Source organism: Paraburkholderia podalyriae (assembly GCF_014397785.1).
Classification (GTDB): Bacteria; Pseudomonadota; Gammaproteobacteria; order Burkholderiales; family Burkholderiaceae; genus Paraburkholderia; species Paraburkholderia podalyriae.
The window spans coordinates 55517-76313 of record NZ_VZQQ01000011.1 but is presented as its reverse complement, the minus strand read 5'-3'; the positions used below and the strand labels follow the sequence as shown (position 1 = coordinate 76313).

Sequence of the window (20797 nt, the reverse complement as noted above, 5' to 3'; positions counted from 1 at the left end):
GGCGTCCGCGTGGCGCCGCGCCGCCATTTGCGGGCCGGCGCGCGCCGTGCCACCATGCAGACACCGCCGCTCACACGACGATCAAAACCACTGAGCATGAACCGCCCCGATCCTGACGAACTGCTCGACAAGCTGCAGCGCGACGAAGAAAAACGTCAGCGCGGCCGGCTGAAAATTTTCTTCGGCGCGTCGGCCGGCGTCGGCAAGACCTATGCGATGCTGCAGGCCGCGCGCCGCCGCGAGGAGGAAGGCATCGACGTGCTGGTCGGCATCGCCGAAACACACGGGCGCGGCGAAACCGCCGCGCTGCTCGCGGGACTCGACGTGCTGCCGCTCGCGCATATCGAGTATCGCGGCCGCAAGCTCGGCGAATTCGATCTCGACGCCGCGCTCGCGCGCAAGCCGCAACTGATCCTCGTCGACGAACTCGCGCATTCGAACGTGCAGGGCGCGCGCCATCTGAAGCGCTGGCAGGACGTCTACGAACTGCTCGATGCGGGCATCGACGTTTATACGACCGTCAACGTGCAGCACCTTGAGAGCCTGAACGATGTGATCGGCCAGATCACCGGCATCCGCGTGTGGGAGACGGTCCCCGATCGCGTGTTCGACCATGCCGACGAAGTCACGCTCGTCGATCTGTCGGCCGAGGAACTGCTCGACCGCATGCGCGACGGCAAGGTGTACATGGCGCAGCAGGCAGAGCGCGCGGTGCGCAACTTCTTTCGCAAGGGCAACCTGATCGCGCTGCGCGAACTCGCGCTGCGCCGCACTGCCGATCGTGTCGACGCGCAGATGCGCGAGTACCGCGCCGATCGTTCGATCCAGCGTATCTGGCAGGCGCGCGAGCGGTTGCTGGTGTGCGTGGGTCCCGGTCCGGAGGCGCCGGCGCTGGTGCGCTCGGCGGCGCGCCTCGCCGCTAGCCTGAAAGCCGACTGGCTCGCGGTCTATGTCGAAACGCCCGCGTTGCAGCGTCTACCCGACGCGCGCCGCGAACGCACGTTGAACGCGCTGAAGCTCGCCGGCGAGCTCGGCGCCGAAACCGCGACGCTCGCCGCCACCGATGCGCTCGACGCGCTGATCGGATATGCGCAGGCGCGCAACGTGTCGAAGCTGGTGGCGGGCGCGTCGTCGCGCACCGGCATCAGCCGCTGGCTGCGTCGGCCGGTTGGCGAGCGCATCGCCGAGAAGAGCGGCGATCTCGATCTCACGCTGATTCGTGTGTCGTCGGAGCGCGGCGGCGGCGAGCAGCGGCGTCTGCTGAACACGACCGCGAACGCGTGGCGCGAGGCGTTGAGCGCGGCGCGCGAGCGTCGTTCACCGCCGCGCGCCTACGCGCTCGCGCTCGCGATCGGCACGGCGATCACGCTGCTGTCGAGCCAGCTGATCGATCGCATCGATCTGACCAACCTCGTGATGTTGTATCTGCTCGGCGTGATCTTCACGGCGGTGAAACTCGGGCGCGGGCCGGGTGTCGTGCTGTCGTTCGCGAGCGTCACCGCGTTCGATTTCTTCTTCGTGCCGCCGCGCCTGTCGCTGTCGGTCGCCGATACGCAGTACTTACTGACGTTCTTCGGCATGCTGCTGACGTCGCTCGTGATCAGCAATCTGACTGCGAGCCTGCGCCGCGAGGCGAGCGTCGCGCGACACCGCGAGCAGCGCACCGGCGCGATGTACGAAATGGCGCGCGAGTTGGCCGCGGCGCTGACCACCGAGCAGATCGTCGGGATCGGCAGCCGGCACGTGAGCGAGGTGTTCGGCGCGCGCGTCGCGATTCTGCTGCCCGACAGCGCCGATCAGGTCAAACAGAAGATCGAGGACCCCGATGCGGCGATCACGCTCGAAGGCGACGCGCTCGATCTCGACGTCGGCCAGTGGGTTTACGATCAGCAGAAGCCGGCAGGCCACGGCACCGACACCTTGCCGGCCGCCGCGGCGCTGTATCTGCCGCTGAAGGCGCCGATGCGCACGCGCGGCGTGCTCGCGGTCGTCGTGCGTGACGAGCGCGAGCTGACCGTGCCCGAGCAGCGGCGCATGCTCGATGCGTTCGCCGCGCAGATCGCGCTCGCACTCGAACGTGTGCACTACGTCGATATCGCGCGCGATGCGCTCGTCAACATGGAGTCGGAGCGGCTGCGCAATTCGCTGCTGTCGGCGATTTCACACGATCTGCGTACGCCGCTGACGACGATCGTCGGCTTTTCGTCGATGCTCGCGCAGGGGCGGCAGCAGAGGTCGGCGGGCGAGGAGGAGCGCAGCGACGAACTCGTCGATGCAATCCACGAAGAAGCGCTGCGCATGACCGGCATCGTCACGAACCTGCTCGACATGGCGCGCTTGCAGGCCGGCAGCCTGCAACTGAACCAGCAATGGACGCTGCTCGAGGAAACCGTCGGCGCCGCGCTGCGCGCTTGCAGGCGCGTGCTCGCGGACCATCCGGTACAGGTCACGCTGCCCGCCGATCTGCCGCTCTTGCACCTCGACGCGGTGCTGATGGAGCGGCTGTTCTCGAACCTGTTCGAGAACGCGGCCAAGTACACCCCGTCCGGCACGCCGCTCGCGATCGGCGCGCAGCAGATCGACGCGGACGGCGCGTCGTTCGTGCGCATCACGATCGATGACAACGGCCCGGGCCTGCCCGCCGGCATGGAAGCGCGCGTGTTCGAGAAGTTCACGCGCGGCGAGAAGGAGTCGGCGCAACCGGGGATCGGCCTTGGGCTCGCGATCTGCCGCGCGATCGTCGAGGCGCACGGCGGTACAATCGGCGCGCTCAACCGGATTGCCGCGAACGGCCACGTCGAGGGCGCGCGCTTCTGGTTCACGCTGCCGGTCAAGACGCCGCCCGATGCACCCGATCCGCTCGAAGACGAGGGCGCCGCCACCGACACCGCCGCCGACCTCAACCCGCTCACCCGACCCGCCCATGAGTGACCCGAGCATCACAGTCGTTCTGATCGAAGACGAGAAGCAGATTCGCCGCTTCGTGCGCACCGCGCTCGAAGGCGAGGGCATCGCCGTGTACGACGCCGAGACCGGCAAGCAGGGGCTCGTCGAAGCGGCGACGCGCAAGCCCGACCTCGTGATCGTCGATCTCGGCCTGCCCGACACCGACGGCCTCGACGTGATCCGCGAGTTGCGCGGCTGGAGCGAGCTGCCGGTGATCGTGCTGTCGGCACGCACCCAGGAAAGCGAAAAGGTCGCCGCGCTCGACGCCGGCGCCGACGACTACCTGACCAAGCCGTTCGGCGTGTCCGAGTTGCTCGCCCGGATCCGCGCGCATCTGCGGCGGCGCAATCACGGCGGCGCGAACGAATCACCGCAGGTGCGCTTCGGCGCGGTCACCGTCGACCTCGCGCTGCGCCAGGTCACGCGCGACGGCGCCGCGATCCATCTGACGCCGATCGAATATCGGCTGCTCGCGACGCTCGTGCGCCACGCCGGCCGCGTGCTTACACACCGGCAGTTGCTGCGCGACGTGTGGGGGCCGTCGCATGTCGAGAGTCATCACTATTTGCGCATCTACATGGCGCACCTGCGCGGCAAGCTCGAGCGCGATCCGGCGCAGCCCGAGCATATCGTCACGGAGACGGGCGTCGGGTATCGGCTGGTGGGCGCGGTGTGAGCCCGGCCACTATGCCGCACCGGTTATCATTTCCTGAAGTAAGGACGACCTTACGCTTGCATCGATCATCGGGGACGGCCCCATTTTTCATGGAGCTGTTTCGATGTCCTGGTTTCTTCTATTGATCGCCGGTTTGCTCGAAGTCGCGTGGGCGGCCGGTCTCAAAACTTCCGGAGGTTTCACCCGCTTGTGGCCGTCCGTCTTCACGGTCGTGACCGCGCTAGGCAGCTTCGTGCTGCTCGCGCTGGCAATGCGCCAGTTGCCGCTCGGCACTGCGTATGCTGTATGGACGGGAATCGGCGCGGTCGGCGCATTCATCTTCGGTGTCGTGATGATGGGGGAGGCGGTGACGGTCGCACGCGTCGCCAGCGCGTCGCTGATCGTGATCGGCCTCGTCGGACTGAAGCTGTCCTCGGGGCGCTGACCCGGCGGCCATTGCCTGCAAGCCACAGCGAGGCTTCGCCGCTCTGCGTTCTGCGAATTATCGTGACTATAATGAGACGGACGACCTTGAGATTGCCCGCGGCCAGCCTGGCGCGGCCAGGCTGGCGCGGCCGGCCTTGCGAGCCTGACGGCTTTGGCGCGGAACACCCGCTTGTTCCCGCCGCGGCGCCCGGCATGCACAAAGCGCGTGGAGGCGGCCATGCTTGAATCACTTTCGCTTGCAGCGGGCCTTTCATGGGGCAGCGGTCTGCGCCTCTATCTGACGGTCCTGCTGGCCGGCGTGTTCGCACGTCTTGGCCTGATTCACTTGCCGGACACGTTGTCCGCACTGTCATCGCCATGGGTTATCGGCGCGGCGGCCGTGCTGACGCTGGCCGAATTCCTCGCCGACAAGATCCCCGCGTTCGATTCACTGTGGGACGCGATCCACACCTTCATCCGCATTCCGGCCGGCGCCGTGCTGGCCGCCGGCGCGCTCGGCCACACCGATCCGGCGCTGCTGAGCGTTGCGGCGCTTGCGGGCGGCACGCTCGCCGGTACCGCGCATCTCGCGAAGGCAGGCACCCGCGCGCTGATCAATCTGTCGCCGGAGCCGGTGTCGAATGTTGTCACGTCGACCGCCGAGGACGGCCTCGTGTTCGGCGGGGTACTGCTTGCGCTGTTCGTGCCGCTCGTATTTCTGGTCCTGATGGTAGGCTTCCTGCTGCTCGCGGCGTGGGCGCTGCCGCGCTTGTGGCGTGGCGTGCAGGGCGGTTTTCGCGGCATGGCCACGCACATGGTGTCGCGATTGGTGAGGAGCAGGCACGATTGAGCGAAGCACTACCGGGATCTAACGCGGGTTCAAGCACGCGCGCTGACACGAGGCCGGCGCGGCGGCTTGGTGGCATCGATCTGTGGCGCCAGGCGATACGGATGACGGCGCGCGACTGGCGCGCGGGCGAGCTGACCATGTTGCTGCTCGCGCTCGTGCTGGCGGTCGCGGCGTTGTCGAGCGTCGGGTTTCTGGGCGACCGCCTGCATCAGGGGCTCGAGCGCGACGCGCGGCGCATGATCGCCGCCGACTTCATCGTGCGCGCCGATCATCCGGTTGATCCGCAATTCGCCGCCCACGCGCATGCCCTCGGCCTGCGCACCGCCACCACGGCGATCTTCCCGAGCATGATCAAATCGACCGGCGCGCCACCGGCGTCGCGGCTCGCCGCCGTCAAGGCGGTGTCGCCGGGCTATCCGCTGCGCGGCGCGTTGCGCATTGCGCCGGCGCCGGGTGCGGCCGATCATCCGGCGGCCTCGATTCCGGCGCCGGGCACCGTATGGGTCGACCAGGCGTTGCTCGACGCGCTGAAGCTGAAGATCGGCGATGCGGTGAAGGTCGGCAATCGCAGCTTCACGGTCGGCGCGCTGATCACGCGCGAGCTCGACCGCGGCTTTTCGTTCGTCAACTTTTCACCGCGCCTGATGCTGAACGCCGCTGACGTACCGTCGACCGGCCTGATCACCTATGGCAGCCGCGTCACGTACCGGCTGCTGGTGGCCGGTTCCGACGACGCGGTCGCGCGCTTCGCGCAATTCGCGCATGACCGTGTCGACGGCGGCAAGATGCGCGGTGTCGCGCTCGAGTCGCTGCAAGACGGCCAGCCGCAGGTGCGTCAGACGCTCGATCGCGCGGGCCATTTCCTGACGCTCGTGTCGCTGCTGACCGCGCTGCTCGCGGCCGTCGCGATCGCGATGGCCGCGCACCGCTACATGCGCCGGCATCTCGACGGCTGCGCGGCAATGCGCTGTCTTGGCGTGAGCCAGGCCGCGCTGCGCGCGCTGTTCACGCTCGAATTCGTCGGGCTCGGCGTGATCGGCGGCGTGCTCGGCGTGGCGCTCGGGTATCTCGGGCATCTCGCGCTGCTGACCTGGCTCGGCGGCCTGATCGACGTGGTGCTGCCGCAGCCGACGCTGTGGCCCGCGCTCGAGGGCATCGCGGCCGGACTCGTGCTGCTGCTCGGCTTCGCGCTGCCGCCGCTGTTGCCGCTCACGCGCGTGCCGCCGGTGCGCGTGCTGCGCCGTGAATGGGGCGAAGCGGGACGCACCGCATGGGCCGCCTACGCGTTCGGCATCGTGCTGTTCGCGGGGCTGCTGATTCTCGCCGCCGGGGAATTGAAGCTCGGCGGCATCGTCGCGGGCGGTTTCGCGGGCGGGCTGCTGGTGTTCGCCGGCATCGCGCGGCTCGCGTTGTGGGGCGCCGCGCGGCTGGTACGCAGCGAGCGCGTCAATGCGGGCATCGGCTGGCGCTATGCGCTGGCGTCGCTGGAGCGGCGCAGCAGCACCAGCGCGCTGCAGATCACCGCGCTCGGCATCGGCCTGATGTGCCTGCTGCTGATCGCGATGACGCGCAACGACCTCGTGCAGGGCTGGCGCAAATCGACCCCGCCCGATGCGCCCAATGAGTTCATCATCGACATCCAGCCCGATCAGCGCGACGCGGTCACGCAGTATCTGGACGCGCACGGCATCGCCGCCCCGGCGCTGTCGCCGATGGTGCGCGGGCGGCTCGTCGCGATCAACGGCCGCGCGGTCAACCCGGATTCGTTCAAGGGCGAGGACGCGCGGCGACTGGTGGACCGCGAGTTCAACCTGTCCTACACGACGCATTTACCCGACGACAACCGGATCGCCGCGGGTAGCTGGTTCGGCGAGACGACGAAGCCGCAGATATCGATCGAGCAGGGTCTCGCGAAGCTGATCAACGTGAAGCCCGGCGACGTGTTGCGCTTCGACGTGACCGGCCTCACGGTCGAGGCGCCGGTGACGAGCATGCGCAAGCTCGACTGGGGTTCGTTCAAGGTCAACTTCTTCGTACTGATGCCGCCTGCCGCGTTGCAGGACTTCCCGGCGACGTTCATCACGAGCTTCCATTTACCGCCGAACAAACAGTCGACGATCGACGGGCTGATCGGCGCATATCCGAATCTGACCGCGATCGATACCGGCCCGATCCTCGCCCAGGTGCAGCGCGTCTTGCAGCAGGTGATCGGCGCGGTGCAGTTCCTGTTCGCGTTCACGCTCGCGGCCGGCGTGCTGGTGCTGTACGCGGCGCTCGCCGGCACGCGCGACGAGCGTATGCGAGAATCCGCGCTGCTGCGCGCGTTGGGCGCGTCGCATCGTCAGGTGCGTGCGGTGCAGGTGGCCGAATTCGTCGCGGTCGGCGCGCTTGCCGGCCTGATGGCGGCGCTCGGCGCGCAGATCGTCGGCTCGGTGCTGGCCACCCACGTGTTCGAGTTCTATCTGGACTTCGATCCGTGGCTGCTGCCGGCGGGCGTTGCCGCTGGCATCGCGTGTGCGGGTGTCGGCGGGTGGCTGAGCCTGCGCCATGTGTTGGCGCGGCCGGCGCTGCAATCGCTGCGCGACGCGTGAGTTTTTTTCTGGTGTTTCTTTGCTGTTGAGCAGGGTATGAGCGATTTGAACGATGAGGTGTCCTCGGACAAGCCGACGGCCTTCGAACTGGTGGGCGGCGAGGCGCGCGTTCGCGAACTGGTCGACCGGTTTTACGACCTGATGGATCTCGAAGCGGATTTCGCCGGGATTCGCGCGCTGCATCCGGCGTCGCTCGAGGGTTCGCGCGACAAGCTGTTCTGGTTCCTGTGCGGTTGGCTCGGCGGACCCGATCATTACATCAGCCGCTTTGGTCATCCACGTCTGCGCGCGCGGCATCTGCCATTCGCGATCGCGTCGAGCGAGCGCGATCAGTGGCTGAGGTGCATGGCGTGGGCGATGGCGGATACCGGTTTGCCGGGTCCGCTGCGCGAGCGCCTGCTCGGCTCGTTCTTCGAAACCGCCGACTGGATGCGCAACCGCAATGGCTGACACGCCGCACCACGCCACCTCGGCACCGTACTCGTTCGAAGCCGACTATGCGGCGCTTGCGCCGCGGGCGCGCGAGGTTCTCGATTGCTGGTTCGGTGCGCCGGGCACGCCGGAACACGGCACAGAGCGCAAGCTCTGGTTCAAACGCGATGACTCCGTCGATACGATGCTGCGCGAACGGTTCGGTAAGCTGATCGATGCGGCAAACGCGGGTGAGCTCGACGCATGGCAGCTCACGCCGTTGGGCGCGTTGGCGCTCGTCATCGTGCTGGACCAGTTTTCGCGCAACTGCCATCGCAATACGCGGCGCGCCTTCGCGACCGACAACAAGGCGCTGCAATCCGCTCAACGGATGGTCACGAGCGGCGCCGATCGACTGTTGCCGGATGCGCAGCACCGCGCGTTCGCGTATCTGCCGTTCGAGCACGATGAAACGCTCGCGAGCCAGCAGGAGTCGCTGCGTCTGTTCAAGCAGCTCGCGCAGGAGCCGGGCGGTGAGGGCTACTATCAGTACGCGCTGCGCCACGCGAAAGTCATCGAGCGGTTTGGCCGCTTTCCGCACCGCAACGTGTTGCTCGGGCGGCAATCGAGCGACGAGGAGATCGCGTTCCTGCACGAGTCCGGTTCGTCGTTCTGAATCAACGCGCACGCGCGGGCCACGCGGCCGGTGCGACGCGTGGCGCGGCTCTAGTGGCTGCCGTGCAGCTTGCCTGCCACCGGCGTGCGCACGAACACGCGCAATAGCTCATCGGAATCGCCCGGCCGCGCGCCGGACCAGAACAGTCGCCATTCGCCGGCCGGCGGCCGCGCGTTGTCGTGGCGGCTTTCCTCGATCAGCCACGTGCAGGCGGTAGTGCGCGGATCTTCGCTCGGCTGATGCTCGATGCCGGTGTAGTAGTAGAGCATCGGCGCTTCGGATTCGCCGAGTCCGGCGCTCGCCATGCAGTCGCCGTCGTTCCATTCGATATCCATCTTCGCGCCGAGGTCCTGGAACACCGAGCGGTAGCTTTTCGCGTAGTCGAGCCACGGCAGCAGCAGCGTGCTGACGAGCCCCCAGACGAGCATCGCGCCCGCGCACCAGCTGAGCGCGCCGCGCCATTTGCCCGCGTGCTTGAACGACGGCAGCAGCCACAGCCAGCCGATCGTCAGAATCAGCGCGCCGACGATCATCGCGGGCGAAATCGGCAGCACCCAGTCGAGCGGCAGCCAGCGGCCGAGCAGATGCAGCGACGCATGCGTGCTCGCCGGGCTCGTCATGGTCGACCAGGCGATCCACACGAGTGCGGCCGCGCTGCCGAACAGCACTCGGCTGGTCATATCCCAGCCGGTATGCAGCCGCGTCGGCAAGCGCTCGACGCCCTGCATCGCGACCAGCGCGAGTGGCGCGATGAACGGCAGGATGTACAGCTCGCGGACCGTCGCCGAGCTTTGCAGCACCGCGAAGCCGATGCCCGAGAACAGCACCGGCAACGCGACGCGCGGATCGCGCCAGCGCCGCCACGCACCGCCGGCGAGCGCGGCCAGCGCGAGCGGCACGACCGGAAAGCCGACGCTCAGCACGGTGCGCAGCACGAACAGGCGGCTCTCGTTTTCCGAGCCGAGCTCGGCAACCGAAAAACCGAAGAAGCGCCCGACGTTGTTATCCCATAGCCACACCTTGAAGAGTGCCTCGGAGCGCAGGTAGAAGCAGATCGGCCAGATGAGCGCGAACGGCGCGCAGATGAGCGCGGCGAGGCCGAGCGCGCCCGCGAAGCGGCGGCTGCGGCATGCGGGATAGAGCAGCAGTGCCGCGCAGGTGGTCGCGCCGAACACGAGCGGTACGAACAGTCCCTTCGCCAGCAGCGACACGCCGATGCCCGCACCGAACATCGCCGCGCCGCTGAAGATCGCGTGACGCCGCTCGCGGGCATCGAGCGGTTTGGTCAGCCTCGCGGCCTGCGCATGCATCGGAAAATACGACGCGGCGCGCGGGTCGTCACGCAGATGCACGAGAACGAGTTCGAACAGTCCGCAAAAGCCGAGCGCGGTGCCGGCCATCAGCGCGACATCCGTCATCATGTCGTGCACGTGCTTGACGACGGCGAGCGTGCCGCCGAACAGCGCGAGCGTGCCGATCACGCGCAGGTCGAACCAGCTCGACGCATCGACCGCGCGACGCGCGACGCGCGCGGTGTAGTACACCGTCAGGGCCGCGAACAGCGCGCTCGCGAGCCGTGCCGCATCGTGCAGCGGCAGATAGCGGCCGAACATCCACGCGAGGCCGGCGGCGACCCAGTCGTAGAACGGCGGCTTTTCGACGAAGGGCTGGCCGGCATTGGTTGGCACGACGAGGTCGCCGGTATCGAGCATGTGCTGGACGATGCCGAACGTGTAGGTTTCGTCCTGCTTCCACGGCTCGTGGCCGAGAATGCCTGGGATCAGCCACGCGCACAGGATCGCCAGCGCGACGAGCCACAGCAGGGGACGGATCGCCGCGAGCGCGTGCCAACGCTGCAGGCCGCGCGTCGCGCGGTCGGCGGAAACGGCGGAGCCCGATGCCTGGGCGGTGTCGGCACTGTGCATCGCTGCGGCCGACGCCGCGGGATCCGCAACTGCCGGCTGCGTTTGCGCGCCGGTAAGCGGGTGCGCGGTGCTGCCGGACAGCGCGGCCTCATGCGCGCCGCCTGCTGGCGCGGCCGAGGTCGTCGCGCTGGCATCGTGCGCGCGCCAGCGCGCGGGCTGCTTGTCTTGCATGGAACTCTCTGGTCAGCGTACGCGGCGGCGCTGGCCTCGTACTTATGTTTTTGCTTGCGTCGCCTGCGGATGCATACGATCTGGTCGATTGTAGCGCGGCATTATTACTGAAGGTTACAGATGCAGAGAGGCGCGCGTATTCGGACGCGCGGCTGTGTCGGTTTCACGATAGATCGACGCGGATTCGTAGCACGACAGCAGAGAGATGGGAGCGCTGAAAAACGCGAGGCCGTAGCGGACCGCGCTTTGCGTTTGACGCTTGCGGCCGCTCTCGCGCGGCCCTCGCTCAGCGGCCGCCGGCGACGTCGAACAGCGCGCCCGTCACGTATGAGGCGGCGTCGCTGAGCAGCCACACGATGGCCTCGGCGACTTCGCCCGCGCGGCCGGGGCGGCCGAGCGGCGTGGTCGCGCCCAGTTGCGCGGCGCGCTCGGGCTTGCCCCCGCTCGCATGGATCTCAGTGTCGATCAGGCCCGGACGTACCGCGTTCACGCGCACGCCTTGAGGGCCGAGCTCTTTCGCGAGGCCGAGCGTCATCGTGTCGATGGCGCCTTTCGACCCCGCATAGTCGACGTATTCGTTCGGCGAACCGAGCCGCGCCGCCGCCGACGAAACATTGACGATCGCGCCGCCCGCGCCACCGCGCTGGGTCGACAGGCGACGCGCCGCTTCGCGCGCGCACAGATACGCGCCGAGCACGTTGACGTCGAACATGCGTTTCAGACGCGCGAAGTCCATATCGGCGAGCTGACTCGATGGCGCGACGATGCCGGCGTTGTTGACGAGCGCATCGATGCGGCCGAAGGCTTGCTGCAGTGTATCGAACATGCCGGTCACGTCGGCTTCGTTCGCGACATCGCCGGCGATCGGCACCGCTCGGCCGCCCGCGTGTTCGACCTCGGCGACCGTCTGCTGCGCGGCGGCGAGCTCACGCACGTAGTTCACGCCGACGCACCAGCCGCGCGCGCCAAGCAGACGCGCGGTGGCGCGGCCAATGCCCCGGCTGCCGCCGGTGATCAGAACAGCTTTCGTCATCGCAACCTCATGGAGGGAACGCTGTACGCGCGGCTCGCCTCGCTCGGGTTCGACCAAGCGGGATTCAGACCGCGTCGCTTTGCACCGCCGCCCATTTGTCGCGCGCGGGCGGCGCGTAGCGTTGCAGCTTGCCGATCAGCGCGAGCGGATCGGCGTCGATCTGCAGCATGTCGAGATAGGTCTTGCGCAAGAAGCCTTCGTCGACCGTGTGTTGAAGCAGGCGGATCAGCGGCTCGTAGAAGCCGCCGGTGTTGAGAAGTGCAACCGGTTTGCCGTGGTAGCCGAGCTGCGCCCACGTGAAGACCTCGAACAGCTCCTCGAGCGTGCCCGCGCCGCCGGGCATCGCGACGAACGCATCGGACAGCTCGGCCATCATCTTCTTGCGATGATGCATGTCGGGCACCACGTGCAGGTCGGTCAGGCCGTTATGGCCCACTTCCTTGCTGACCAGCAGTTCGGGAATCACGCCGATCGCGCGGCCGCCTTCGGCCATCACGATATCGGCGATGACGCCCATCAGCCCCACCTTGCCGCCGCCGTAGACGAGCGCGAGATCGGCCTCGACCAGCGCGCGGCCGAAGGCGCGCGCCGCCTGCGCATACAACGGTTTGGCTCCCATCGAGGAGCCGCAATACACACACACCGACTTCATGCTCAACTGTCCTTGGATTCGTTGCGAGGCGCGGCGCCTTCACGGGGGGGCAGGTAGTCGTAGAACTCGCGCTTGGGCAGCTTGCCCGAGACGAGGTCGTCGAAGAGCTGCCGCGAGCGGCCGCGCAGGTAGGGCGCCATCAGCGAGACGATCTGCACGCTCACCTGATGCAACTCCTCGCGGATTGCTTCCTGCTCGTTGTATTTGCGCGGATTCATCACGAACTGATATGACAGCCAGTACGTGCCGATCACGCCGACGTTGGTCGCGATCACCTCCAATTCCTGCGGCGTCGCGACCATTTCGCCGTCGGCGACGAGCTGCTCGCAGAACTGGCTCGCGAAGCGCACCTTGTGGCTGATGATCTGCTTGAAGTGCGTCTCGAGCGTGCGGTTGCGCGCGAGCAGGTCGTTCAGGTCGCGGTACAGGAAGCGGTAGCGCCACGTGAAATCGACCATGTACTGCAGGTACGACCACATTTCGTCGATGGTCGCGCGATGGTCGTCGGGGAAACGCAGACGCTTCTCGATCTCCTGCTCGAACTGGCTGAAGATGCTGTTGATGATGTCGTCTTTGTTGCGGAAGTGGTAGTACAGGTTGCCTGGACTGATTTCCATTTCCTCGGCGATCGTCGTCGTCGTGACGTTCGGCTCGCCGATTTCGTTGAACAGCTTCAACGACAGTTCGAGAATCCGTTCGCGCGTGCGGCGGGGAGGTTTGGCTTCCATGTCGTCCGGCCCTGGTTATGCCGGGCTGGGCGCGCGGCGGCGTGCCGCTGCTGCGTGCTCCACCCGGACGCGGTTGGTATTTTGAGCGCTCCCGAACCCACCGCCATGCGGCGGGCCCCTCGAAAGGGCAGGATGAGGTCCGACGGTGTTGCGTTGCGCCGGCGCTGTCCTGTGAGACCATCGAACGATTATAAACCGAGCGTTCTAATACCCAACCGGCGGTGCGGATTTCCATTCCATGGGACGTGGCCGGGCGCGCGCTGCAACCCACATCGAGCCATCAAAGCCACGCACGAATCCAGCCGACGACAAGCGGCCCGACGATCACCCCCCACGTCATCAGACACATGCCGAGTGCGACCATCACGGCCGCGCTGCCGAGGTCCTTCGCGCGGCGCGACAACTCGTGGCGTTCCAGCGAGATCCGGTCGATCGCCGCTTCGACGCTGGAATTGAGCAGCTCGACGATCAGCACCAGCAGCACCGAGCCGAGCAGCAATACGCGCGACACGGGATCGACAGGCACGACGAGGCCGCACGGGATCAGGATCGCGGCCAGCGTGAGTTCCTGACGAAACGCACTTTCCTCACGAATCGCGACGCGAAAGCCGGCCAGCGAGTTTTTCATCGCATGCCACGCGCGCGTGAGGCCGCGGTTGCCTTTGTAGGGGTTGAAGGGCAGTGGGGCGAGGGGGTCGTCGGGGCTGAGCGGTTCGTGAGGGGCGTCGCGGGTCGAGTCGTGAGTCGAGTCGTGCGCAGCGTTGCGTTGCGCGTCCTCTGCGACGTGCGTGTCGCCCTTGATCGGCTTGTTGGCGCCGTTCACCCGGGGCGTGACATCCGTGTGCCCGGTCACACCCGGCTCGCGTACATCGTCGAACGGTTCGATGCTCGTGGTGTCGCGGGCGGACTCGACGGCGCGTAGCGCGCCGTTCGACGCGCCTTCAGCGCTGGATCGACTGCTTCGCATGAATAGCTCCGCGCGCGCCGCGTCACGCGGCGGCGCTTTCCTCGCGATACGTCGCGCCGCGCAGCGGCTTCAAATGCGTGGCGAATTGCGCGGACGCCGCCGCCCACGAGAAACGCTCGGCCCACGCGCGCGCCTCCGCTCGATCGATCCTCAGTGCTTCGAGACAGGCTTCGCGCAGATCCTCATGCATCGCACCGGCGCCGCCGTCGCCGAGCACGTCGATCGGGCCCGTGACCGGATAGGCGGCCACCGGCGTGCCGCATGCGAGCGCTTCGAGCAGCACGAGCCCGAACGTGTCGGTGCGGCTCGGAAACACGAAGACGTCGGCGGCCGCGTAGACTTTCGCGAGTTCGGCCTGCGACAGCACGCCTAGATAGTTGACCTGCGGATAGCGTGACTTCAGCTCGGCGAGCGCCGGACCCTCGCCCGCGACCCACTTCGAGCCGGGCAGATCGAGCTGCAAAAATGCCTCGACGTTTTTCTCGACCGCCACGCGTCCGACGTACAGGAAGATCGGCCGAGCGGTGTTGAGCACCTTCGAGTCCATCGGGCGGAAGATCTCGAGATCGACGCCGCGCGTCCACAGCACGACGTTCGTGAAGCCGAACTTCTCGAGGTCCTGCTTGACGACGGGCGTCGGCGCCATCACCGCGAGCGACCGTTTGTGGAACCAGTGCAGAAATTTGTAGGTTGCCGCGAGCGGGATGCGAAAGCGCGCCTGCACGTATTCGGGAAAGCGCGTGTGATACGCGGTCGTGAACGGCAGCTTATGCTCCAGCGCATACGCGCGCGCGGCCATGCCGAGCGGACCTTCGGTCGCGATGTGCAATGCGTCGGGCGCGAAACGGTCGATGCGCTCGCGCACCCGGCGGCGCGGCAACAGCGACAAGCGTATCTCCGGATAAGTGGGGCACGGGATGGTGCGGAATTCGAGCGGTGTCAGCAGATCGACCTGATGGCCGAGCGCGGTGAGTTCGCGCCGCGTGTTCTTCAGCGTGCGCACGACCCCGTTGACCTGCGGCTCCCATGCGTCGGTGACGATCATGATCTTCATCGCGTTGTTCATCGCTGCGGGCCCTGTGGAAGTAGAGAGTGGACGTGCTCAGGCAGTGGCGCGGGCTTTTTGCGTGCCCGCCTGGGGCGCGCGCAGCGCGGTCCAGAAGATCACCTTGAGCTCGCCTTCATAAGTCTCGACGAGCGCCGACAGACTCTCGACCCAATCGCCATCGTTGCAATAGAGCACGCCGTCGATCTCGCGCATCTCGGCCTTGTGGATGTGCCCGCAGACGACGCCGTCGCAGCCGCGGCGACGCGCTTCGTCGGTCATCACGCGTTCGAACGACGAGATGAAGTTGACGGCGTTCTTGACCTGATGCTTCAGGTATTGCGACAGCGACCAGTAAGGAAAGCCGAGCTTGCTGCGGATCCGGTTGAACCAGCGGTTCAGCACCAGAATCATCGTGTACAGCGTGTCGCCCAGATAGGCGAGCCATTTCGCGTGCTGGATCACGCCGTCGAACAGATCGCCGTGGACGATCCACAGCCGCTTGCCGGCGAGCGTCGTGTGAAACGCTTCGCCGCGCACGTGGATGTCGCCGAACGCGAGATCGCAGAACTGGCGCGCGGCTTCGTCGTGATTACCGGGCACGTAGATGACCTGGGTGCCTTTGCGCGCCTTGCGCAGCACTTTCTGCACGACGTCGTTGTGCGCCTGCGGCCAGTACCAGCCTTTCTTCAACTGCCAGCCGTCGATGATGTCGCCGACCAGATACAGGTACTCCGATTCGTTATGGCGCAGAAAGTCGAGCAGATAGCCTGCCTGGCAGCCGCTCGAGCCGAGGTGGATATCCGAAAGCCAGATCGTGCGATAACGGTGCGGATCGTCGTGGCTGTCGTCGGGATGGCCGGCGTGGGCATCGAGTGATGGCGTCGCCGGCAGCGGCAGGCCGTGATGGGTAGAACCCGGGGCGGGCCGGAACGCGACGGGGTCGACGCTCGGGTCGGTTTGACGAAACAGGGAAGTCGCGGACGTATTGGGGTCCATGGCTCACGCGTCGAGTGGCGGTGCCCGTATTGGGCCGGGCGCGCGTGACTGCGGCGTGACAGTCATGAGAAGTTCTTATTACGGCGGGCCTGGCGGGCCTGTTTTTTCGTTGTTCTGGCCAACACCGCAAGGAACAAAGCCAAGAGACGCGCGTTCAGCGCATAACGGCAACTACCCGCGTCCCCGCAAGCCGATCATGTAAAAACCGCCGCTGCGGATCAAACCGCCCACTTGCCGCCCACACCACGAACCAGACACCCGCAACAGCAAGCGTCTGCGGCACGGGCAACCCAAGCATCGGATGCAACGCCAGCGGCGGCAAAAACCACAACCACGCAAACAAATACCGCCCAATCGCCCGCCCGACCGAAACCGGCGCATCATCAGCGCCGACCACCCGTAACCGCCAGGTTTTCATCGGCAGCGTCTGGCCACCATGCGTCCAGAACCAGACGAAGTACACCCCAACCACGATGCCAATCCAGGCGGCGAGCAGATTGTGATGCGCGAGTCCGTTACGCTGCTGCGTCAGCGTGCTGAACAGATAGCCGGCGAGGAACACGACGCCGAACAGAATGACCGCTTCATAGAGCAGTGCCGCCAGCCGTCGCCGGACGGTGGGCGCCGTGCCGCCGGGTGCGGCGGCGGGCAGGTTCGGAGGGGCAAGCGGCTGGGACACGTAACGGGCTCGAAATCGGAATCAGGAGCCGTGGAAGATTGCCGGCGCTTCTGCCGGCGACACTGGCAGCGGCGTTGCCGGCACGAAGCTGCCCGCCGCCGGAATCGCGGGCGACGCTGGCAGCGGGGCCGCGGCCGCTGCCGAGGCGGCTGGCGCCGGGTTCGCCACCGCGGCACCGCTGGCGCCGGAGGCGTGCTCGCGCGCGTTCACGAGCCGGTCGATGCCCTTGATCTCGTTGCGGCCCGACGGCAGCGCGCTGACGACGCTAGGGCGCCGCTTGTGCTCACTGGCGGCGAGCCGCTCCTTCGTTTCTTCGGGCAACTGTTGGTACGCTTTCCACGCGTTCTGGCGCGCCTCGCGCGGCAACTGCTTCGAAACCTGGTAGTTCTCGCGCGCGACACGGCGCTGTTCGGGCGTCATGCGTACCCATTCACTCATGCGCTCATGCAGGCGCTTTTGCGCGTCCGGCGACATCTTCGCGTATCGGGATGCGATCTTGATCCATTTGCGCTTGCGTTCGTCGCTAAAGGAATCCCATTGCGATGCGAATGGCGCGAGCGCGGCATGGTCGGCGGCGCTCAGACGCGACCACGCGAGCGGGCTATTGCTACCCGGCAGGCCGGGCAATTCAACGGACAGTTGGGGTGGGGGCGCAGGCGCGGCGACGTTGACACCGGGCGACGGATTGGCTGCCGACGACGGGCTCGGGTGAAAGCGCGGATACGTCGCGGCAAACGACACCAGTGCCGCGATCGTGCATCCGAAAACAACGGCCAGGCCGCGCTTGTAACTCACCCGAGGAATCTCCCGCTCAGTGGGCGCGTGAAAGATACGCGTTAAAGCCGTGGTCGAGATAGGCATTGAGCGGCAGGTCGTCGCTTAGCATGGCGGCATCGATATCGGCGAGTTCGGCGGTGCGCTGGTGGTCTTCCCAGTACGCGATGCCGACCAGGCTCACGACCAGCGCGGCGAGCGGCCACGCGAGCGCGAAGCGGCGCAGCGGCCAGCGCCGGCGCGGCTCCAGACCTCCTTGCGGCAGTCCCGCCATCCGGGGTGGCATGCCGGCGAACGCGGGCACGAACGCCGGTGCACTGACGGCTTCGGGCTTCTTGCGAGCCAGCGCGACGCGACGCGCGGCGGCGAGCCGGTCGACGGTGGCAAGAGGGAGGCTGGCGGTGGTTTCGTCGAGCGCGCGACGCAGTTGACGCGCAAACCCGAGTTCTGTGTTTTCGAGGGAGCTCATAGCGTAATTCCTTTCGCCTTGAGCGCTTGCGCCAGCGTGTGGGTGGCCCGCGAGCAGTGCGTTTTCACGCTGCCTTCGGAGCAGCCCATTGCGGCGGCAGTCTCGGCGACATCCATATCCTCCCAATAACGCATGAGAAACGCCTCCCGTTGACGTGCCGGTAATTTCTGGATTTCGTCGTCGATCAACTGCAGGACCTGCTCGCGTTCCAGCTTCTGTTCGTTGCTCTCCGCGGCGGTTGAACCCGTCTCGGCCGCAAGGGTTTCCAGCGGATCGAATTCGTCGTCGTCGGCATTGCCAAGCGACGAGAACAGACTAACCCATGTGTTGCGTACTTTGGCCCGGCGGAAGTAGTCGTGCGTCGCATTCTGCAGAATACGCTGAAACAATAGCGGTAGCTCGGCAGCCGGACGGTCGCCGTATTTCTCGGCGAGCTTGATCATCGCGTCCTGCACGATGTCGAGGGACGCATCGTCGTCCCGCACGGCGTAGACCGTCTGCTTGAATGCGCGCCTTTCGACGCCCGCCAGAAAATCGGCGAGTTCCTTGTCTGATGCCATCCGTGTGGGGGTCGGCGCAGCAAGCGTGCGCGTAATCGGTCGAAAAATGTCGTAAAACTCGCGGATGCTAACAAACTTTTGCTCCGATAGGGCGAAACCCGCTCGAAGCTTGCATTTGCCTGACGGTCGACGTTCCACCCGGTCGCGGGCTCCGGCGCGCGAGCCACGGCAATATTTGCTTGACCACCAGCGTGGCAGCCGCTATCGTCGCAGGTTCGCAACATAAGTGAGTTGTCTCAATTGAGGTGGGGCCCAAGAAGCCCGCCTGTCAACTGGACGCGCCGCTTGAACCCGAGCCACAAGCCCGGCAGAGAGCACCCGATCAATTTTTTGCCGAAAATTCGAAAGGTCAATCAATGAATATGCCCAGCGCGGAATTCTCCACGTCGGATACGACCCCCCATCACGAAGCAGACTCTATCGGCGCCACCGTGCTCATGAAGGCACTGGCCGACGAAGACGTCGAGTTCATCTGGGGCTATCCCGGCGGCTCGGTACTCTACATTTACGACGAGCTGTACAAGCAGGACAAATTCCAGCATGTGCTCGTGCGCCACGAACAGGCCGCCGTGCATGCTGCCGACGCCTACGCGCGCTCCACCGGCAAGGTCGGCGTGTGTCTCGTGACCTCTGGCCCCGGCGTCACCAATGCAGTGACCGGCATCGCCACCGCCTACATGGATTCGATCCCGTTGGTCGTGATCAGCGGCCAGGTGCCGACTGCCGCGATCGGTCAGGATGCATTCCAGGAATGCGACACGGTCGGCATCACGCGTCCCTGCGTGAAGCACAACTTCCTCGTGAAGGACGTGCGCGATCTCGCCGCCACCGTCAAGAAAGCTTTCTACATCGCCCGTACCGGCCGTCCCGGCCCAGTGCTGATCGACATTCCGAAGGACGTGTCGAAGACGCCGTGCCAATACGAGCCGATCAAGAGCGTTTCGCTGCGCTCATACAACCCGGTCACGAAGGGCCACTCCGGTCAGATCCGCAAGGCGGTGTCGCTGCTGCTGTCGGCAAAGCGCCCCTATATCTACACCGGCGGCGGCATCGTGCTCGCGGATGCGTCGCGTGAGCTGAACCAGTTCGCCGATCTGCTCGGCTATCCAGTCACCAATACGCTGATGGGTCTGGGCGGCTACCGCTCGAGCGACAAGAAATTCCTCGGCATGCTCGGCATGCACGGCACGTACGAAGCCAATATGGCGATGCAGCACTGCGACGTGCTGATCGCGATCGGCGCGCGCTTCGACGACCGCGTGATCGGCGATCCGAATCACTTCGCGTCGCGGCCGCGCAAGATCATCCATATCGACATCGATCCCTCTTCCATTTCCAAGCGCGTCAAAGTCGACATCCCGATCGTCGGCGACGTCAAGGAAGTGCTGAAGGAACTGATCGAGCAGTTGCAGACGGCCGAGCATGGCCCGGACACCGCGGCGCTCGCCGACTGGTGGAAGGACATCGAAGGCTGGCGCGCGAAAGACTGTCTCAAGTTCGACCGCAAGAGCGACATCATCAAGCCGCAGTATGTGGTCGAAAAGGCGTGGGAGCTGACCGACGGCAACGCGTTCGTGTGCTCCGACGTCGGCCAGCACCAGATGTGGGCCGCGCAGTTCTACAAGTTCAATAAGCCGCGTCGCTGGATCAACTCCGGGGGGCTCGGTACGATGGGCTTCGGCTTGCCGGCCGCGATGGGTGTGAAGATGGCCCATCCGGACGACGACGTGCTGTGCATCACGGGCGAAGGTTCAATCCAGATGTGCATCCAGGAGCTGTCGACCTGCAAGCAGTACGAGCTGCCGATCAAGATCATTTCGCTAAATAACCGCTATCTGGGCATGGTGCGCCAGTGGCAGCAGATCGAATACAGCAAGCGCTATTCGCATTCGTACATGGATGCGCTGCCGGACTTCGTGAAGCTCGCCGAAGCGTACGGTCACGTGGGCATGCGCATCGAGCGTACCGCCGATGTCGAACCGGCGCTGAAGGAAGCGCTGCGCCTGAAGGATCGCACGGTGTTTCTCGACTTCCAGACCGATCCGACCGAAAACGTCTGGCCGATGGTCCAGGCCGGCAAGGGCATCACCGAGATGCTCATGGGTTCGGAAGATCTTTAACGACGGGGCGTCTGGATAATTCCAGCGCCGGCTTCGCGATGCGCGCCTTCACAAAAGGCGAGGGCAGGCGAAGCGGCGCCGCTCCGCTCGCGGACATCGACAAAACATCTGGAAGAAGCG

General features: G+C 66.1%; 19 protein-coding genes. 8 read left to right on the top strand and 11 right to left on the bottom strand.

The genetic code is table 11. The annotated features are described in order from the left end of the window. The first annotated feature begins 96 nt into the window (after positions 1-96). The 7 genes from F6X42_RS15325 to F6X42_RS15295 all read left to right on the top strand — a co-directional run bounded on the left by F6X42_RS15325 (position 97) and on the right by F6X42_RS15295 (position 8555). Complete coding sequence (locus F6X42_RS15325) at positions 97-2931, top strand: DUF4118 domain-containing protein (RefSeq protein WP_187635027.1); 2835 nt, start codon at positions 97-99, stop codon at positions 2929-2931. After that, positions 2924-3622 (top strand): two-component system response regulator KdpE, encoded by a 699-nt coding sequence (gene kdpE / locus F6X42_RS15320; RefSeq protein WP_187635026.1) that lies wholly within the window; start codon positions 2924-2926, stop codon positions 3620-3622. The genes F6X42_RS15325 and kdpE overlap by 8 nt, the downstream gene beginning before the upstream one ends. Positions 3623-3725: 103 nt before the next feature. Next, a complete protein-coding gene (sugE, locus tag F6X42_RS15315; protein WP_187635025.1) occupies positions 3726-4046 on the top strand; it encodes a quaternary ammonium compound efflux SMR transporter SugE in 321 nt (106 codons plus the stop codon). Positions 4047-4265: 219 nt separating this feature from the next. Next, positions 4266-4877 (top strand): DUF4126 domain-containing protein, encoded by a 612-nt coding sequence (locus tag F6X42_RS15310; RefSeq protein WP_187635024.1) that lies wholly within the window; start codon positions 4266-4268, stop codon positions 4875-4877. A 101-nt stretch (positions 4878-4978) separates the two neighbouring features. Continuing rightward, positions 4979-7468: an ABC transporter permease gene (locus F6X42_RS15305; protein ID WP_187635150.1), complete on the top strand. Its 2490-nt coding sequence runs from the start codon at positions 4979-4981 to the stop codon at positions 7466-7468. Between the two features lie 36 nt (positions 7469-7504). After that, entirely contained in the window at positions 7505-7918 is a 414-nt protein-coding gene (locus tag F6X42_RS15300) for a group II truncated hemoglobin (RefSeq protein WP_187635023.1), read from the top strand. Beyond that, complete coding sequence (locus F6X42_RS15295) at positions 7911-8555, top strand: DUF924 family protein (RefSeq protein WP_187635022.1); 645 nt, start codon at positions 7911-7913, stop codon at positions 8553-8555. Before F6X42_RS15300 ends, F6X42_RS15295 begins: the two co-directional genes overlap by 8 nt. Before the next feature lie 50 nt (positions 8556-8605). On the opposite strand, the gene F6X42_RS15290 is transcribed toward F6X42_RS15295, so the two are convergent. From F6X42_RS15290 to F6X42_RS15240, 11 genes are all read right to left on the bottom strand, one after another. After that, entirely contained in the window at positions 8606-10651 is a 2046-nt protein-coding gene (locus tag F6X42_RS15290; RefSeq protein ID WP_187635021.1) for an ArnT family glycosyltransferase, read from the bottom strand. A gap of 286 nt (positions 10652-10937) precedes the next feature. Continuing rightward, the gene (locus F6X42_RS15285; RefSeq protein ID WP_187635020.1) at positions 10938-11684 is read right to left on the bottom strand and encodes an SDR family oxidoreductase; all 747 of its coding nucleotides are present in this window, start codon (positions 11682-11684) and stop codon (positions 10938-10940) included. 64 nt (positions 11685-11748) lie between these two features. Then, positions 11749-12336 (bottom strand): LOG family protein, encoded by a 588-nt coding sequence (locus F6X42_RS15280; RefSeq protein WP_187635019.1) that lies wholly within the window; start codon positions 12334-12336, stop codon positions 11749-11751. Between the two features lie 2 nt (positions 12337-12338). Next, complete coding sequence (locus F6X42_RS15275) at positions 12339-13064, bottom strand: TetR/AcrR family transcriptional regulator (RefSeq protein ID WP_187635018.1); 726 nt, start codon at positions 13062-13064, stop codon at positions 12339-12341. 280 nt (positions 13065-13344) lie between these two features. Beyond that, on the bottom strand, positions 13345-14031 hold the full coding sequence (locus tag F6X42_RS15270) for a diacylglycerol kinase (RefSeq protein WP_187635017.1): 687 nt from the start codon (positions 14029-14031) through the stop codon (positions 13345-13347). Positions 14032-14053: 22 nt separating this feature from the next. After that, a complete protein-coding gene (locus F6X42_RS15265; protein WP_187635149.1) occupies positions 14054-15085 on the bottom strand; it encodes a glycosyltransferase family 4 protein in 1032 nt (343 codons plus the stop codon). A 48-nt stretch (positions 15086-15133) separates the two neighbouring features. Further along, positions 15134-16075, bottom strand: coding sequence for a UDP-2,3-diacylglucosamine diphosphatase (locus tag F6X42_RS15260; protein ID WP_187635016.1), 942 nt, complete (start codon positions 16073-16075; stop codon positions 15134-15136). A gap of 154 nt (positions 16076-16229) precedes the next feature. Next, on the bottom strand, positions 16230-16754 hold the full coding sequence (locus F6X42_RS15255) for an RDD family protein (protein WP_187635015.1): 525 nt from the start codon (positions 16752-16754) through the stop codon (positions 16230-16232). Positions 16755-16775: 21 nt separating this feature from the next. Beyond that, entirely contained in the window at positions 16776-17549 is a 774-nt protein-coding gene (locus tag F6X42_RS15250) for a DUF3106 domain-containing protein (RefSeq protein ID WP_187635014.1), read from the bottom strand. A 16-nt stretch (positions 17550-17565) separates the two neighbouring features. Then, on the bottom strand, positions 17566-17997 hold the full coding sequence (locus F6X42_RS15245; RefSeq protein WP_187635013.1) for a DUF3619 family protein: 432 nt from the start codon (positions 17995-17997) through the stop codon (positions 17566-17568). After that, on the bottom strand, positions 17994-18557 hold the full coding sequence (locus tag F6X42_RS15240) for an RNA polymerase sigma factor (protein WP_187635148.1): 564 nt from the start codon (positions 18555-18557) through the stop codon (positions 17994-17996). Before F6X42_RS15240 ends, F6X42_RS15245 begins: the two co-directional genes overlap by 4 nt. A gap of 356 nt (positions 18558-18913) precedes the next feature. Between F6X42_RS15240 and F6X42_RS15235 the strand changes: the two genes are divergently transcribed. Next, positions 18914-20677 (top strand): acetolactate synthase 3 catalytic subunit, encoded by a 1764-nt coding sequence (locus tag F6X42_RS15235; protein ID WP_187635012.1) that lies wholly within the window; start codon positions 18914-18916, stop codon positions 20675-20677. Positions 20678-20797: the final 120 nt, after the last annotated feature.

Excerpts from the sequence above, each read along its gene's own strand:
- F6X42_RS15260 (WP_187635016.1), bottom strand. The coding sequence starts at position 16,075 with ATGGACCCCAATACGTCCGCGACTTCCCTGTTTCGTCAAACCGACCCG.
- F6X42_RS15280 (WP_187635019.1), bottom strand. The coding sequence starts at position 12,336 with ATGAAGTCGGTGTGTGTGTATTGCGGCTCCTCGATGGGAGCCAAACCG.
- sugE (WP_187635025.1), top strand. The coding sequence starts at position 3,726 with ATGTCCTGGTTTCTTCTATTGATCGCCGGTTTGCTCGAAGTCGCGTGG.
- F6X42_RS15275 (WP_187635018.1), bottom strand. The coding sequence starts at position 13,064 with ATGGAAGCCAAACCTCCCCGCCGCACGCGCGAACGGATTCTCGAACTG.
- F6X42_RS15310 (WP_187635024.1), top strand. The coding sequence starts at position 4,266 with ATGCTTGAATCACTTTCGCTTGCAGCGGGCCTTTCATGGGGCAGCGGT.
- F6X42_RS15325 (WP_187635027.1), top strand. The coding sequence starts at position 97 with ATGAACCGCCCCGATCCTGACGAACTGCTCGACAAGCTGCAGCGCGAC.
- F6X42_RS15290 (WP_187635021.1), bottom strand. The coding sequence starts at position 10,651 with ATGCAAGACAAGCAGCCCGCGCGCTGGCGCGCGCACGATGCCAGCGCG.
- F6X42_RS15305 (WP_187635150.1), top strand. The coding sequence starts at position 4,979 with ATGACGGCGCGCGACTGGCGCGCGGGCGAGCTGACCATGTTGCTGCTC.
- F6X42_RS15300 (WP_187635023.1), top strand. The coding sequence starts at position 7,505 with ATGAGCGATTTGAACGATGAGGTGTCCTCGGACAAGCCGACGGCCTTC.
- F6X42_RS15245 (WP_187635013.1), bottom strand. The coding sequence starts at position 17,997 with ATGAGCTCCCTCGAAAACACAGAACTCGGGTTTGCGCGTCAACTGCGT.
- F6X42_RS15295 (WP_187635022.1), top strand. The coding sequence starts at position 7,911 with ATGGCTGACACGCCGCACCACGCCACCTCGGCACCGTACTCGTTCGAA.
- kdpE (WP_187635026.1), top strand. The coding sequence starts at position 2,924 with ATGAGTGACCCGAGCATCACAGTCGTTCTGATCGAAGACGAGAAGCAG.
- F6X42_RS15265 (WP_187635149.1), bottom strand. The coding sequence starts at position 15,085 with ATGAAGATCATGATCGTCACCGACGCATGGGAGCCGCAGGTCAACGGG.
- F6X42_RS15240 (WP_187635148.1), bottom strand. The coding sequence starts at position 18,557 with ATGGCATCAGACAAGGAACTCGCCGATTTTCTGGCGGGCGTCGAAAGG.
- F6X42_RS15235 (WP_187635012.1), top strand. The coding sequence starts at position 18,914 with ATGAATATGCCCAGCGCGGAATTCTCCACGTCGGATACGACCCCCCAT.
- F6X42_RS15285 (WP_187635020.1), bottom strand. The coding sequence starts at position 11,684 with ATGACGAAAGCTGTTCTGATCACCGGCGGCAGCCGGGGCATTGGCCGC.
- F6X42_RS15270 (WP_187635017.1), bottom strand. The coding sequence starts at position 14,031 with ATGCGAAGCAGTCGATCCAGCGCTGAAGGCGCGTCGAACGGCGCGCTA.